Below are 13669 nucleotides of genomic sequence, written 5' to 3'. Positions count from 1 at the left end.
CCGCAGACGAGTGAAGCGAGGCCGTTCGGAGCCGTCACCCGATGGTCTCGAACTCCCGCACGCTCCGTTCGGCCAGGTTCGGGATCGCTTCTCCCTGCACGTGCTTCTTGAACGCGTCGGTGGTGCGGTGGTCGGCGTACCCGGAGGCGTCGACGTACTTCTCGTACAGGACAAAGGTGTTCGGGTCGTCCCGGCTCACGTGGGCCTGGAACTCCAGCATCTTCTCCTCCGCCCGGTTGCCGGGCGTGACGGTTTCCAGGACCTGCCGGATCTTCTCCGCCTGCCCCGGCTTCGCGACCCAGGTGGCGACGACAACGTAAGCCATGAATCCTCCACAATGCTCGGAACTGCTCAGAACCTGGTGAAACCGATGGCGCGCAACTGTTCCCGCCCGTCCTCGCTGATGTCCGACGGCCGCCACGACGGGGACCAGACCCACACCACCCGGAAGTCCGCGACGACGGCGGCGTCCTCCAGCAGCGCCGTCCGGATCTGGTCCTCCATGATCCCGGTGAGCGGGCACGCGGGTGAGGTAAGCGTCATGGTCAGCGTGGCGACGTCGTGCTCGTCCACCGTCACGCCGCGCACGAACCCCAGGTCGACGACGTTGACCCCCAGGTCGGGGTCCAGCACGTCGTACAGCGCCTCCCGCACCGGAACCGACCGCGCGTCCGCCGGCGCGCTCTCGGCGACGGGTTCGTCCGCGGCCACGACGGGCGCCGGTACGGCGGCGGCTTCGTACGCACCTGCCGGTTGCAGTTCGACCCGTACGTCGGCTGTCTCGCTGCTGATCCAGTCGGCCTTGCCGTGGGCCTTCCGCCGCACCCGCACGATCGGCTCCGCGGGGGTGGCGGAACCGCCGGCCACGATCAGCTGCCGGGGCGAAAGCCCGGCTCGGCCGGCCTCCGCCAGCGCCTTGTCGAGCACCCGGGCGACCGGCTCACACGTCCGACCGGGCCCCCTCCGCAGCTTCGCGACCGCGTCCACGACGCTCAGCCCACGAACTCTTGCCAGCGCCGCCCGGGCGTCGGCGGCCGTCACCCGCGTCTGGGACGCCAGCGTTTCCAGCACCGCAAGGGTCGTCACGACAGTTCCTCCTCGGTGAACTCGGCGGGCTCAGGCCCGGGATGCTGCCCTGGTGCGCGGTAGCAGCCGTTTCAGCGGCACCGACTCGTCGGCGAGCTGCTCGGCCGTCACCTCGTGCGGTGCGAACAGCATCCGGCGGACCGCGAGCACGTCACCGGGCCGGTTGAGCGAGATGACACCCTGAATCCGGCCGTCCACCAGCGAAAACGCCGAGAAGCTGCGGTCAGCCGGCCGGCCGCGGAACACCACCGGATCGAAGGCACCCACGCGGCCGGTCGAATGCAGGCTGTGCTCGTACTGGTCGGACCAGAACCAGTGTGCCTCCTCGAACGGCGTCACCTCGCCGGCCAGGTTGGCGGCGACGTTCGCGCCCTGGCGCACGGCGGTGTCGTGGTGTTCGACCCGGATCCGCGTGCCGTACCGCGGGTGGTGCTGGGCCGCGACGTCACCGGCCGCGTACACGTGCGGCGCCGACGTCCGGCCGAACTCGTCGACCGCGAGCCCGCCGTTCGCCACGGCAAGCCCGGCGTCCTGCCCCAGCTCGACGTTCGGCAGTGAGCCGACGCCGACCACCACCAGATCGGCCTCCACGCGGTCGCCGCGGCTCGTGGTCAGCACGAACCCGTGCCGGCCGCGGTCGAGGGCCGTGACGTGCTCGCCCGCCCGGATTTCCACGCCACGTTCGCGATGGATGTCCATCAGCACCGCGCCGATGGTCGTGCCGAGCACCCGCGCGAGCGGAGCGGGCTCGGGCTCGAACAGGGTGACCCGGGTGCCGAGCGCGGTGGCGGACGCCGCGACCTCACAGCCGATGAACCCGGCGCCCAGGATCGCGATCCGCTGCGCCGTCACCAGTTCGGCACGCAATCGTCCGGCGTCGGCGGCCGTGCGCAGGTAGTGGACGCCCTCGCCGTCGAACCCGGGAAGGCGCCGCGACCGCGCGCCCGTGGCCAGCACCAGGTCGTCGTAACCCAGACTCTCCCCTGTGGACAGTGCCACGCTCCGGCCGGCCACGTCGAGGGCCACGGCGCGGACGCCGAGCCGCAACTCGACGCCGTTGGCCGCGTACCAGTCCGGTGTCAACGGCCGCACCGGTTCCGGCTGCCCCGTCAGGAACTCCTTCGACAGCGGCGGCCGCTCGTACGGCGCCTCCTTCTCCTCGCCGATCAGCACGACGTCGCCGTCGAAGCCCTGTTCGCGCAGGTGGGCGGCGGCCGACGCGGCCGCGACACCGCCGCCCACGAGCACCCGGCGCCGGGTCGTCATCCGAGGTCCACCCGGATCGTGCCGTCGTCGTCCACCCGGCAGGGGAACGAGGTGAGCCGGCAGTTGTCCGGGTTCACGCCGGTGCCGCTGCGGGCGTCGAACACCCACAGGTGCCGGGAGCAGGTGAGGGTCTCGCCGTCGAAATCGCCCTCGTCCAGCGCCCAGGCCTGATGCGGGCAGCGGTTCCGGTACGCCCGCACGTCACCGTCGATGTTCATCAGCAGGACCTTCTCCCCGCCGACCTCGACGCCCGCCATCTCGCCTTCCCACAGCTCGTCGAGCTGCATGGCCTCCTGCCACTGCCCGGTCACCGCTCCGCTCATCGCGCCGCACGCATCCCTTCCGGCTCGAAGATCGGCTCGTGGAACGCCTCGCGGGCGGCTTTCGCGCCGGCGGCCACCTCGCCCGCCGGACGGCCGTGCTCCGGTCGGGTCTCGAGCAGCTCACCCAGCCCGGCCGCCGCCGCGTCCGCGATCGGCGACCAGCGGTCGATCCAGCGCCGCAGCACGTCGGCGTTCGAGGGCCGCTGCTCGACGGCGAACCGTGCCAGCGCCGAACTCCACCGGTTGCGCCGGTTGTTGTCCTCCTGCAGGAACGACAGCAGCAGCCACGACTCTTCGTCGCGGTTGGCGCGCGAGACCTCTTTGAACTGCCGGACCAGCACGTCGTCGAACGTCGGCGCGAGCACCAGGTTCAGCGCGACGAACGCCTCACCCCAGTCGTAGCTGACCAGTGCCTTCTCCACCGCGCGCCGGGCCGGCTGCCAGGCGTCGAGGGTTTCCCAGAGCCGCCGCTCGGCGGTGCCGGCACCGCTGTCCGGGTGCGCGATCTGCAGCTCGCGGGTGCGGTACGCGGTCAGCGTGACCCGGCGCAGGTAGTCGGCCGTGGCGAAGCCCGCCGTGTTGGTCACGTACGAGGTCGGGGCCAGGTAGCCGAGGTACGCCTGGATCTGCTGACATCCGTGCAGCAGGTAGCGCGACGGGGTGAACAGGGAGGTCAGCAGATCCAGCTGTCCGGGCGCGAGCGCGGCGTCCGAACCCGCGTACTCCTCGAGCACGCCACCGGTCTTCGCCTCGGCTTCGGCCTGCACCGTGACGTATGTCTTGTACGTCAAAGCGTCCGGGTCGCGGAAGGCGTCCCAGTCCTCGACCTGCAACGGCGACTTGTCGCGGTAGGTCAGGAACCACAGGTTGGCCGGCGAGGACGGGTTCTGCTCGAACGCGCCCGTGCGGTTCTTGCGCAGCGTCCAGTTCTGGGCGTGCGTGACGACCTCGTAGTCGCTCGGCATCCGGCGGATGTCGCCGAACGCGCTGAACGTCTTGCGCGGCCTAGCCTTCTTCGGCTGCGTCATGCCCTCACCCCTTCACCGGCCGACGCGGCTTTCCGCGCCGCGATCCGTTCCCAGACGATCGCGCCGCTCGTGGTGATGACGCGCCCGGCGAAGGACGACATCATGGTCTCGAGCGAGCGGATCTCGAACTCGTGGCCGAGGTATCGCCGCAGCGTGTCCTCGGTCAGCACGACCCGGTCCTCACCCTGGATCCGGACGTAAGCGCCCCGGTCGACGACTTCGATCTCCTTGTCCGGGTTGTCGTCCTCGATCGCCGCGATCACCTGCTCCACCTCGTCGCCCATCCGCAGGATCGGGCCCACTGGGTTCTTCATCGTGCTCCCTCCGGCAGGTCGTACTCGACGCGGACGTGGTCCAGCGGTCCGATGCCCGCCTCGGCCACGGTCAGCTCCGGCGGCAGCCGCCGTCCTTTGTGGAACACGATCTTCTCGGCGTCGCGGGCCCGCACGCGCTTGCCCTCGACGTGGTGGGCGACCGCGGCCGCCACCTCCCGGATCGTGTCCGCCGTGGTGACCGGCACCAGGAGCTGCACGAAGTCGTCCGCGAAGACCGCGTTGAGCGGCACCAGCTGCGGGGCTTGGTCCTCAGGACCCAGTTCGACGGTCTCGGGCATGGCTCACTCCTCCCCGGCGCCGGTGGCCAGTGCCAGGCCGGTCGCGGGACGGCCGACGTAGTCCCTCGTCCAGGCCTCGTAGTCCGGGTCGTCGCCCATCACCTCGGGCGTGAGGCCCATGTGGGTGAGGATGCCGCCGACGTCCATCGGCTGGATCTGCCCGGCGAGGAACCGGTCGATCAGCGTCTCGTGGTTGACGTTGTCGCGGTCCTTCCACCAGATCTGGCGGCAGGCGTTGGTGCAGAAGTGGTGGGTCTTGCCGTCGTAGTCCAGCTGCCAGCTCGGGACGCGCCAGCGGCCGGACCGGGTCTGCTCGGCGTTGCAGCAGGGCAGGTTGCACATGCTGCACAGCCACGGCAGGGTCTCGGGGAGCGTGGCCTCGACGTTGTTGGCGTTGATGTTGTCGATGATCACGTCCCACTTGTCGCCGTAGACGTTCTCCCAGTTCGGGTACTTCTCGCGCAGCCAGTCGCGCTCGTCCTTGCTGACGGCGGCCTTCGGGCGCCACCACAGCGTCGGGCGCCACGTCCACAGGCCCATGTGCAGCCCGTGGTGCCAGGTGTCGAGGCCGCGCATGAACTCGTCCCAGAACCACGGCTTCTTCAGCCCGTAGTCCTCGATCGTGTGGACGAACTGGTCGACGATCCACTCCTCCATGAACTCCCGGTAGGACTGCTTCCGGTGTTCCAGCGGGGTGTAGTAGTCCATCGCCGGGCCGGTGAGCGCGGCGAACGCGCGGGCCGAGCCCCAGAAGTTCTTGTCGATGATCCACTGGGCGCGCACGGGGTCGTGCTCGACGAGGATCTCCATCGTGGGGCCGCCCTGCTGCGAGTGGCGGGCCTCGTCGGTCTGGATCGAGGAGATCATGTTGGCGAAGTTCACGTCGCCGGCCTCGAGCGCGTCGGCCGAGAGCGCGATGAACTGCAGGTTGGTGAAGCCGGTTTCGAAGGTGAACGGCAGCGCGATCGCCAGGTCCACCACGTTCGGCGCGATCATCATGCCGTCGAACAGGTTCCGCAGCGAGATCGGCACCCAGTTGTCCACGTGGAACGTCTTCTGGGTCCAGTCGTACTGCGGGTCCTTCTTGATGAACTCGTGCCCGAAGAACGTGGTGATCTGCGCGTGCCGCAGCTCGTCCAGCTGGCCGAAGGCGGCCATGTTGCGCCAGGCCGCGTTGAGCCCGAACCGCGCCATCTTCAGTTCGCCGAGCACGGCCGCGTACTCGACCAGCGCCACGCCGCCGAAGTGCATCTTGGTGGCGGACTTCCAGCCCTCGTCGAGGTGGTCGAACGTGGTCGAGCGCTGGAGCGCGGCCTTGACCGCGTACGCGGACTGCTCCTTGTCGCGCTGGGTCGTCACGTAGTCGGGGTAGGTGACCTTGTAGTCCTCTTCCCAGTCCAGCCAGGCCTCCCGCGGCACCTTGCCGGTGCCGCTGTGCCATTCGGGGAACACGGCCTCGTCGTCGACGTAGCCGTAGGTCCAGTCGACGTCGCGGACGAACCCCTGCCACTCTTCCCGCTTCAGCAGCGTCATCGGTGCTTCCCTTCTCAGTCGACTTCGAGGTGGCCGAGCTGGCGGTTGATGCCTGCCGCGTCCCAGTAGGCGGAGATCCGGTCGATGAGCCCGTCGCCATCGACGTGGAAGATGAAGAGGTGCGGCTCGCTGAACTGCTGTCCCCGCGGCTCGGCGGCGCCCCAGGCGAGCTGCTGGGTGCCGCCGATGTCGCAGCGGACCACCACGTCGCCGTTGTCGTTCGCATCGACGCTGTGCACGTCGGCGAACAGGTCGGGGAACGAGGCGATCAGCCCGACCCAGATGGTCTTGCCGACCGTCTTGACCTTGCCGTCGCCGCGCAGCACACGCTGCTTCCCCCACAGTTCGAACGGCACGTAGAAGAAGTCGGCGTTGTCGGCGCACAGGTCGGTCATCGCGTCGACGTCGTGACTCCGGTAGGCGTCGAAGAAGGCGGTGACCCGGCCGGCCGCTTCCCGGCTGCGGCTGCGCGGTTCGGTTGTCGTCATCGGATTCCCCTCACACGAGCGAGATCTGGTCGAGGCGCTTCACGGCGAGCCGCCGGTACAGCTGGTTCTGGCACCAGTACGCGTCGACGCCGGTGATGCGGTCACCGGAGACGGTGAACCGCCAGGCCTGGTCCACGTCGAGGTGCTTCTCCTGGTTGATCGCGCCGAGGTAGCCCGCCGCCTGGGTGCCCTCGACCTTCAGCTCAGCGGTGACCGCGGAGCCGGTTTCGATCAGGTTCTTGACCGCCACGATGAGGTCCGGGAACGCGGTGACCGTTTCGGTGAGGAACGCCCGCAGCTCGGCCGCGCCGCCTTCGCGCAGCCCGGTCGGGTGGATGTCCACGCGCACGGAATCGTCCACAACGGACAGTGCGGCCTCGACGTCACGGCTGCCGAAGGCGGTCAGGAAGGCCGACACCGCCTGCGTGGGGGTCTCGGTCCGATCCCTGCGGGTGAAGAGTTTCATCGCTGTCCCACCGCTTTCAGCAGCGCGTCGGCCGTCGCCTCGGTGGAGGCGGGGTTCTGGCCGGTGATGAGGTTCCGGTCGACGACCACGTGCGAGACCCACGCCAGCGGACCGTCGTCGAACACCGCGCCCGCGTTCTTCAGGGCCGTGTCCACGTACCACGGCAGGCCGAGCTTGCCCGGCGCCGTCTGGTCCTCCTCTTCGTCGGTGAAGCAGGTGAGGCGGTACCCGTCGAAGAGCCACTGCCCGTCTTCGCGGTCGGGGGCCGACAGCAGCAGCGCGGGGCCGTGGCACAGCGAGGCGATCGGGGCCTGCTTGTCGTGCAACACCTTCAGCAGCCTTGCCACGTCGGGGTTGTCGGCGAGGTCGACCATCGGCCCGTGCCCGCCCGGCGCGAACACGGCGTCGAACTCGGCGAGCTGCTCGTCGCTCAGGTCCGCCAACGAGGTGGGCTGCCGGAAACCCGGGATGGCGTCCAGCTTCGCCTTGCGGTCGGCGGCCAGTCGCCGGCTCGCGTCGTCCAGTTCGGCGACCGCGGCCCGGATCTCCTCCGCGGGTAGGCCGCCGTCGAGACCGTCGTCCACCATCACGTCGGCCAGCTGCCGGTCTTCGCGCCAGGCGATCTTTGCGGCCCTGCTGACCAGTGCGTGGGCCTCGACCGGCGAGAACCCCCGGGCCTTGAGCCGCTCGGCGATCCGCCGGACCGCGACCAGGCCCAGCTCGGTGTTCTGGTGCAGCGTGATCCGGATGTCGTCGGGGTCGTGGTGGAACGTGCGGGTCACGGACGCGAAGAAGTCCTGGTCCTCTTCGGGGTAGTGGAAAAAGGACTCCAGGCCGTAGGGATCGGCGAACGGCGGTTCGCCGTCGGGCGTCAGCACCACGACCTCGGCTCCGGCGTCGACGAACCGTTCGTACGGTTTGACGGCCTCTTCGGCGAAGTAGCCAGTGGGGTGCCGGCTGCCGTCGGCGAGTTCGATCTCCTTCGCACTCGAGACGAGGTAGGCGATGCGCGCCATGTGACCTCCAGGTGAACGTGCGGTTTCGGTGGGCGTGTCGAGACGCTAACTGCCGTGTACTCCCGGCCGCATCGAAGATTCCAGCGGAAGATGTGCGGATTCCGGCAACCGGTGCGGGTTCCGGGCGAGGTCTGCAAGATTCGTGCGGGAACCGGCGCACAGCACGGCCGCGGCGGTTACGTTCGGGCGGCCTTTCCGGCCGGCGGTGCCGGAGTCATCCCTTTCGAGAGCGAGGTCTTCCCCCATGACGCGCGTACTGTTCGCCGTATCCGGCTCGGCCCACTGGACACTGGCTGACGGCACCCGGCACCCGTGCGGCTTCTGGCCCGAGGAGCTGGCGGTGCCGCACAAGATCTTCCGCGACCACGGTTTCGACCTCGTGATCGCCACCCCGGGCGCGGTGGTCCCCACGGCCGACGAGGCCGGTTTCAGCCCCGAGATGAACGGCGGCTCGGCCGAGCCGGGACAACGGTTCCGCGCCTACCTCGACAGCATCGCGAGCGAACTCGGCGCACCCGCCGACCTGAACGAGGCCGACCCCGCCGAGTTCGACTTCGTGTTCGTCCCAGGTGGACACGGGCCGATGGAGGACCTGGCTGCCAGCAAGGAGTTCGGCCGGCTGATCGCGGAGTTCGACGCCGCGGGCAAGCCCGTGGCCGCGGTCTGCCACGGGCCGGCGGCGCTGCTGCCGGCGACCGGCGCCGACGGCCGGTGGCTGTTCGCGGGCCGCCGGGTGACCGGCTTCAGCAACGTCGAGGAAGGTCAGGTCGGCTTCGCCGACCGGGCACCGTGGCTGCTGGAGGACCGCCTCGCCGGCGAAGGCGGTCAGTTCGAGAAGAGCGCCGGCGCGTGGGAGCCGCACGTGGTCGTGGACGGAACCCTCTACACCGGACAGAATCCGGCGTCGTCGGCCCCGCTGGCCGAGCGGCTCGCCAAGGCGCTGAAGCCGGCCGAGACCGTCCGCTGAGCCGTGATGGGGGTGCCCGCGGGAGCACCCCCATCACCCGTTCCGGACGTCGAACTCCACGCGAAGCGCACGAAGATCCGAATACGCGCGCGGGGTCGCCCCGAATCGCGCGCGGAACTCGTTGATGAAATGCGACGCGCTCGCGTAGCCGACCGCCTTCGACACCTGCGTGACACTCAGCCTGCCTTCGATCAACAGGTCGCGCGCGCGGTTGAGCCGCATCTCCTTCACGAACTGGTACGGCGATTTCCCCGTCACCTCACGGAAGAGGTGCGAAAACGCCGATGGGCTGAGCGAAACCCGCTCCGCCAGGTCGCTCACCGTAAGCGGCTCGGACATGTTGTCCCGCACGTAGGAGACCACCTCGCTCACCGGGTTGCGCGCCACTTCCGACGCCGCGATCTCCAGCAGCCGCGCATATTGCCCGGCTTGCAGGATCCGGTACACCATTTCGGCCAGGTAGATCGGCGCCAGTACCCGGCGGTCCGCGCCGGTGCCCGTCGCGCGGAGGAACCGCAGGGTGGCCGACATCAGCGTGCAGTCCAGCGGGGTGACGAACGCCCGCTCGGACTGGTTGTGGGCCACCCGGTCGAAGGTGGTGGCCCGCCGGTCGAGGACGTCGGCCGACACCCGCCGCACCAGCGCGGGGTCCACCTGCAGCACGAGCGAAAGGAACGGCCTGGCCGGGGTGGCTTCGAGAATCTCCGCGGTGAAGTGCTGGCGGTCGCTCAGCACGAGGTAGTTGAACGGGTCGTACTCGTGCGCACGCCCGTCGGCGACCACGCACTTGCGCCCCTGCGCGACGATGCACAGCGACAGGGACTGCACCTCTTCCCACTGCGGGGCGACGGGCCGCGTGTAGCGGTAGAAGGTCAGGCCCGGCCAGCCACCGGAGTTGCCTCCGAGTGCGGGCGCGCGGCCCGCGATTTCGGCGATCAGGTCACCTGCTGTGTGGCGTTCTTCGAGGGGCCGGAGCATGTCCGTCACGTCGTTCGCCTCCCGTCCGTGGACCCTCGTCGGCCCAGATCTCCACGGTAGGCCGCAGCCGGTGCCACGGGACTGCGGATTCCAGGCGGCTGTCTGCGGATTCGCGCACGGCCTGCTCGGCGGACTGGTGAACACACGGGTCGTCACGACCACGGTCGACGCGGCGCACCGCCCTACCCCGGGCAGCAAAAAAGCCCAGGTCACAGACCTGGGCTTTGCTCCCCCGCTTGGACTCGAACCAAGAACCCTCCGGTTAACAGCCGAATGCTCTGCCAGTTGAGCTACAGGGGAATGTCGCTCACTTCCGGTGCCGGTCTCTCCGACCGACGAGAAGAACTTTAGCCCATGCCCGCTCCGCCGCTCGCACCCACCCCCCACTTAGCGCAACCGCCCCCCTCGGGCCGTTTTCCTGGACAATGGACAGTCGGACGACCTACGGACGGAAGGCGTGGACGCGGATGAAGAAGTTCCTGCTGGGGGCAGGCCTGGGGTACGTGCTGGGCGCCAAGGCAGGCCGGGGGCGGTACGAGCAGCTCGTGCGCACCTACCGCCGGGTCGTCGACCACCCGATGGTCCAGGGGGCCGCCGGGGTCGCGCGCGCCAAGATCAGTGAGAAGGTGCGGCGCTAGACGCGGGCGACGAAGAAGATCCTGCGGAACTCGAACCACGTCGTACCGTCGGCGCGGGCCGGGTAGGCCGCGGCCAGGCGCGGGGCCAGCTCGGCGCGGAACTGCTCCCATTCGGCGTCCGGCAGCGCCGCCCGGATGGGACGCAGGGCCGTTCCGGTGATCCATTTCAGCACCGGTGACGACCCCCGCAGCGGCTGGACGTACGTCGTTTCCCAGGCGTCGACGCCGCAGCCCGCGTCGGCCAGGAGGTTCGCGTACTCCAGCGGGCTCGAGACCGCGTCGTCCTCGCGCAGGACCACCTCCGCGAGCCGGGACGACCAGGCCGGGGACGCCGCCAGCTCCCGGGTCAGCGCGTGCGAAGGCGCGGCGAAGTTGCCCGGCACCTGGATCGCCAGGTAGGCGCCCGAAGGCAGCGAAGAGACCCAGCGGCGGAGTACCGCGTCGTGGTCCGGCACCCATTGGAGGACGGCGTTCGACACCACGACGTCGGTGTCCGGCGCCGGCGTCCAGTCGCGGACGTCGAGCACCGTCGCGTCGAGGCCGCGAGCCCGCGCGGCGACCACCATTTCGGGTGAACTGTCACTGCACTCCAGCGCCGCCGAGGGCCACCGGTCGCGGAGGGAAACCGTCAGGTTGCCGGGCCCGCAGCCCAGGTCGACAACGCGCCGCGGAGCAGTGGCGCCGATGCGGGAAACCAGGTCGTAGAACGGCCGGGCCCGCAGGTCGGCGTAGTCGAGGTACTTGTCCGGATCCCACACGGCAGCCTCCCGGTAAACAGTACGCCTGTACTGAGTACGAGCGTACTGCTATTCGGCGGGGTTGACCAGCTTCGCGGCGACCTGCTCGGCGATGGCCGTCACCAGCTCGACGTCGGTGCCGGGGTCGGGCCGGACCTGCAGGACGCTGCCGTCGCGCCCGGGCACCTTGCGCTGCACGAACCACGCGCCCCCGGACCCGATCTCCTGCCGGTGCCGCGACCGGATCGAGCCCTCGACGCGCTGGTAGGCCTCGCGCGGCACCTTGCCCGGCGCCGGCAGCCGGAACCGGACCGGCGGCAGGTCGGCCAGCACGACGGCCGTGCCCGCGGTACCGGCCTCGGACGACTCCGTCAGCGTGAACACGCCGTCCGCCCAGGCCGCCTTGGCGATCAGGTGCCAGCCGACGCGGCGCGCGCCGTCCTCGGCGGGGACCCACAGCCCCAGTGGCGTCACGACCAGGTGGCCGCCGCCCTCGACCGGGGCGCTGTCGACGACGTCCTCACCCGGGTCCAGTGCACCCGCGAAGTCCGCGGGCGTGCGGTCCCCCAGCAACCTGCGCAGGAAGCCCATGTCAGCTCCACGTGCTGGCGGCGGCCTGCTCGCCCAGCGACTTCTTGTACTGCTCGAGCGCGACGAGGTCGCCGAACAGCGCGCGGTAGTCGTCCGGCGCTTCGACCGGCGAGAGTCGCTGCAGCTTTCCCTTGATCTCGGCGATCTGCCGGCCGACGAGCCCCTCCTGCAGCCGGGCGAGAATCGACGAGATGTACCGGGAGTCGACTTCGTCCTTGGCCTGCAACGGTTCCACGGCCAGTTCGGAGAGCACGCGCCGGACCGTCCCTTCCGGACAGTGCGGGGCCGCCGCGTCCAGCAGCGCCGGACCGGTCAGCCCCGAGCCCGCGCCGCCCGCCTTCAAAACCGCTTCGTGCACCGCGACGTACACCGGGTGCGTGAACGCCTCCAGCGGCAGCGCGTCGTACTCCGGCCCGGCGATCGCGGGCTGCTGCAGCGCGGCCTTCAGCGCCTCGCGCTGGACGGCGAACCGCGGGTCCTTCGGCGCCGGGCGCGCGACGTCCTGGGCCGCCGGGGCCGCCGGAGCCGGGGCACCGGCGCGAGCCGGCTGCTTCAAGGGCGCACCGCCGCGCCGGTCGGTCGCGCCCGCGCTGCCGCGGACCCGGTTGACCACCTGGGCGACGTCCTGCCAGCCCACCCACCAGGCGAGCTTCGACGCGTAGCCGTCGCGGGCCGCGCGGTCCTTGATCGACGCCACCATCGGCACGGTCTTCTGCAGGGCCGCGACCTGGCCGTCGACCGAGTCGAGGTCGTAGTTCTTGAGCGTGCTGCGGATGACGAACTCGAACAGCGGGGTCCGCCGCGCGACCAGGTCCTTCACCGCGCTGTCGCCCTTGGCCAGGCGCAGCTCGCACGGGTCCATGCCGTCCGGCGCGACCGCGATGTACGTCTGGCCGGCGAACGTCTGGTCCCCCTCGAACGCCTTCAGCGCGGCCTTCTGGCCGGCTTCGTCGCCGTCGAACGTGAAGATCACTTCGCCGCGGAAGGCGTCGTCGTCCATCATCAGCCGGCGAAGCACCTTCATGTGGTCTTCGCCGAACGCTGTGCCGGACGACGCGACCGCCGTCGGCACGCCCGCCGCGTGCATCGCCATCACGTCGGTGTAGCCCTCGACCACGACCACCTGGTGCCGCTTCGCGATCTCGCGCTTGGCCAGGTCGAGGCCGAACATGACCTGGGACTTCTTGTAGATCGGCGATTCGGCGGTGTTGAGGTACTTCGCCGAGATCCGGTCGTCGTCGAACAGCCGCCGGGCGCCGAAGCCGACCACGTCGTTGCCGACGTCGCGGATCGGCCAGACCAGCCGCCGGTGGAACCGGTCCATCGGGCCGCGCTGGCCCTCCTTGGACAGGCCCGCGGTGAGCAGCTCCTTGACCTCGAAGCCGCGGTTGAGCAGGAACTTCGTCAGCTTGTCCCAGCCGCCGGGGGCGTACCCGCAGCCGAACGTCTTGGCCGCGGCGGCGTCGAACCCGCGCTCGGACAGGAAGTCCCGCGCGGCACGCGCCTCGTCGGTGACCAGCTGCTCGGCGTAGAACTCCTGCGCGGCGCGGTGCGCCTCGACCAGCCGGGTGCGGCTGCCGCGGTCGCGCTGGATCGTCGCGCCGCCGCCTTCGTAGGTGAGCCGGATGCCGACCCGGTCGGCCAGCCGCTCGACGGCCTCCACGAACGAGATCAGGTCGATCTTCTGGATGAACTTGATGACGTCGCCGCCCTCGCCACAGCCGAAGCAGTGGAAGGTGCCGTGCGTCGGGCGGACGTTGAACGACGGGGTCTTCTCGTTGTGGAACGGGCAGAGGCCCTTCAGGCTGCCCCCGCCGGCGCGGCGCAGCGCCACGTACTCCCCGACGACCTCGTCGATCCGGTTCCGCTCGCGCACCTCCGCGATGTCGCTCTCCCGAATCCGTCCTGCCACGTCACCCACTCTAGTCTCGCCCGTTGC

17 protein-coding genes and 1 tRNA gene are annotated in these 13669 nt (G+C 70.1%); 2 read left to right on the top strand and 16 right to left on the bottom strand.

The genetic code is table 11. The features are described 5' to 3' along the window. Positions 1–34 precede the first annotated feature (34 nt). Genes ACWEN0_RS26680 through ACWEN0_RS26630 form a run of 11 tightly spaced genes read right to left on the bottom strand, consistent with a single transcriptional unit; the run spans position 35 to position 7819 of the window. On the bottom strand, positions 35–325 hold the full coding sequence (locus ACWEN0_RS26680; RefSeq protein ID WP_451978910.1) for a putative quinol monooxygenase: 291 nt from the start codon (positions 323–325) through the stop codon (positions 35–37). 26 nt (positions 326–351) lie between these two features. Beyond that, the gene (locus tag ACWEN0_RS26675) at positions 352–1086 is read right to left on the bottom strand and encodes an iron-sulfur cluster assembly protein (RefSeq protein WP_451978907.1); all 735 of its coding nucleotides are present in this window, start codon (positions 1084–1086) and stop codon (positions 352–354) included. A 30-nt stretch (positions 1087–1116) separates the two neighbouring features. After that, complete coding sequence (locus ACWEN0_RS26670) at positions 1117–2352, bottom strand: NAD(P)/FAD-dependent oxidoreductase (protein ID WP_451978904.1); 1236 nt, start codon at positions 2350–2352, stop codon at positions 1117–1119. Continuing rightward, entirely contained in the window at positions 2349–2675 is a 327-nt protein-coding gene (locus tag ACWEN0_RS26665; RefSeq protein ID WP_451978901.1) for a Rieske 2Fe-2S domain-containing protein, read from the bottom strand. The genes ACWEN0_RS26670 and ACWEN0_RS26665 overlap by 4 nt, the downstream gene beginning before the upstream one ends. Beyond that, complete coding sequence (locus ACWEN0_RS26660) at positions 2672–3703, bottom strand: toluene hydroxylase (RefSeq protein ID WP_451978898.1); 1032 nt, start codon at positions 3701–3703, stop codon at positions 2672–2674. The genes ACWEN0_RS26665 and ACWEN0_RS26660 overlap by 4 nt, the downstream gene beginning before the upstream one ends. Continuing rightward, on the bottom strand, positions 3700–4017 hold the full coding sequence (locus ACWEN0_RS26655) for an MmoB/DmpM family protein (protein ID WP_451978895.1): 318 nt from the start codon (positions 4015–4017) through the stop codon (positions 3700–3702). The genes ACWEN0_RS26660 and ACWEN0_RS26655 overlap by 4 nt, the downstream gene beginning before the upstream one ends. Then, positions 4014–4316 (bottom strand): toluene-4-monooxygenase system B family protein, encoded by a 303-nt coding sequence (locus ACWEN0_RS26650; RefSeq protein ID WP_451978892.1) that lies wholly within the window; start codon positions 4314–4316, stop codon positions 4014–4016. Before ACWEN0_RS26650 ends, ACWEN0_RS26655 begins: the two co-directional genes overlap by 4 nt. Before the next feature lie 3 nt (positions 4317–4319). Continuing rightward, complete coding sequence (locus ACWEN0_RS26645) at positions 4320–5849, bottom strand: toluene monooxygenase (protein ID WP_451978889.1); 1530 nt, start codon at positions 5847–5849, stop codon at positions 4320–4322. 14 nt (positions 5850–5863) lie between these two features. Further along, positions 5864–6337, bottom strand: a complete 474-nt coding sequence (locus ACWEN0_RS26640) for a nuclear transport factor 2 family protein (RefSeq protein ID WP_451978886.1) — start codon at positions 6335–6337, stop codon at positions 5864–5866. A gap of 10 nt (positions 6338–6347) precedes the next feature. Next, a complete protein-coding gene (locus tag ACWEN0_RS26635; RefSeq protein ID WP_451978883.1) occupies positions 6348–6803 on the bottom strand; it encodes a nuclear transport factor 2 family protein in 456 nt (151 codons plus the stop codon). Then, positions 6800–7819: a DJ-1/PfpI family protein gene (locus ACWEN0_RS26630; protein ID WP_451978880.1), complete on the bottom strand. Its 1020-nt coding sequence runs from the start codon at positions 7817–7819 to the stop codon at positions 6800–6802. The genes ACWEN0_RS26635 and ACWEN0_RS26630 overlap by 4 nt, the downstream gene beginning before the upstream one ends. Positions 7820–8063: 244 nt before the next feature. Here ACWEN0_RS26630 and ACWEN0_RS26625 point away from each other — a divergent pair, with 244 nt between their 5' ends. After that, positions 8064–8786, top strand: a complete 723-nt coding sequence (locus ACWEN0_RS26625; RefSeq protein WP_451978877.1) for a type 1 glutamine amidotransferase domain-containing protein — start codon at positions 8064–8066, stop codon at positions 8784–8786. A gap of 33 nt (positions 8787–8819) precedes the next feature. Here the strand turns inward: ACWEN0_RS26625 and ACWEN0_RS26620 are convergent, their stop codons facing one another. After that, positions 8820–9764, bottom strand: a complete 945-nt coding sequence (locus ACWEN0_RS26620; protein WP_451979048.1) for an AraC family transcriptional regulator N-terminal domain-containing protein — start codon at positions 9762–9764, stop codon at positions 8820–8822. Between the two features lie 227 nt (positions 9765–9991). Next, a tRNA-Asn gene (locus tag ACWEN0_RS26615) sits at positions 9992–10064 on the bottom strand. Between the two features lie 125 nt (positions 10065–10189). Between ACWEN0_RS26615 and ACWEN0_RS26610 the strand changes: the two genes are divergently transcribed. Further along, the gene (locus ACWEN0_RS26610; RefSeq protein WP_143051031.1) at positions 10190–10402 is read left to right on the top strand and encodes a hypothetical protein; all 213 of its coding nucleotides are present in this window, start codon (positions 10190–10192) and stop codon (positions 10400–10402) included. Here ACWEN0_RS26610 and ACWEN0_RS26605 read toward each other — a convergent pair. From ACWEN0_RS26605 to dnaG, 3 genes are read right to left on the bottom strand one after another with little or no spacing between them, the layout of a single operon-like run. Then, positions 10399–11160, bottom strand: a complete 762-nt coding sequence (locus tag ACWEN0_RS26605; protein WP_451978874.1) for a trans-aconitate 2-methyltransferase — start codon at positions 11158–11160, stop codon at positions 10399–10401. The two genes, ACWEN0_RS26610 and ACWEN0_RS26605, sit on opposite strands and share 4 nt — an antisense overlap. Before the next feature lie 48 nt (positions 11161–11208). Next, the gene (locus ACWEN0_RS26600) at positions 11209–11730 is read right to left on the bottom strand and encodes a hypothetical protein (protein WP_451978871.1); all 522 of its coding nucleotides are present in this window, start codon (positions 11728–11730) and stop codon (positions 11209–11211) included. Between the two features lies 1 nt (position 11731). After that, positions 11732–13651 carry a DNA primase gene (gene dnaG / locus ACWEN0_RS26595; RefSeq protein WP_451978868.1) on the bottom strand — a complete coding sequence of 640 codons (1920 nt, stop codon included), beginning with the start codon at positions 13649–13651 and terminating at the stop codon, positions 11732–11734. Positions 13652–13669 lie beyond the last annotated feature (18 nt).

It is taken from the genome of Amycolatopsis sp. NPDC004378, from assembly GCF_053602455.1.
This window is presented reverse-complemented; position numbering and strand designations above follow the sequence as displayed.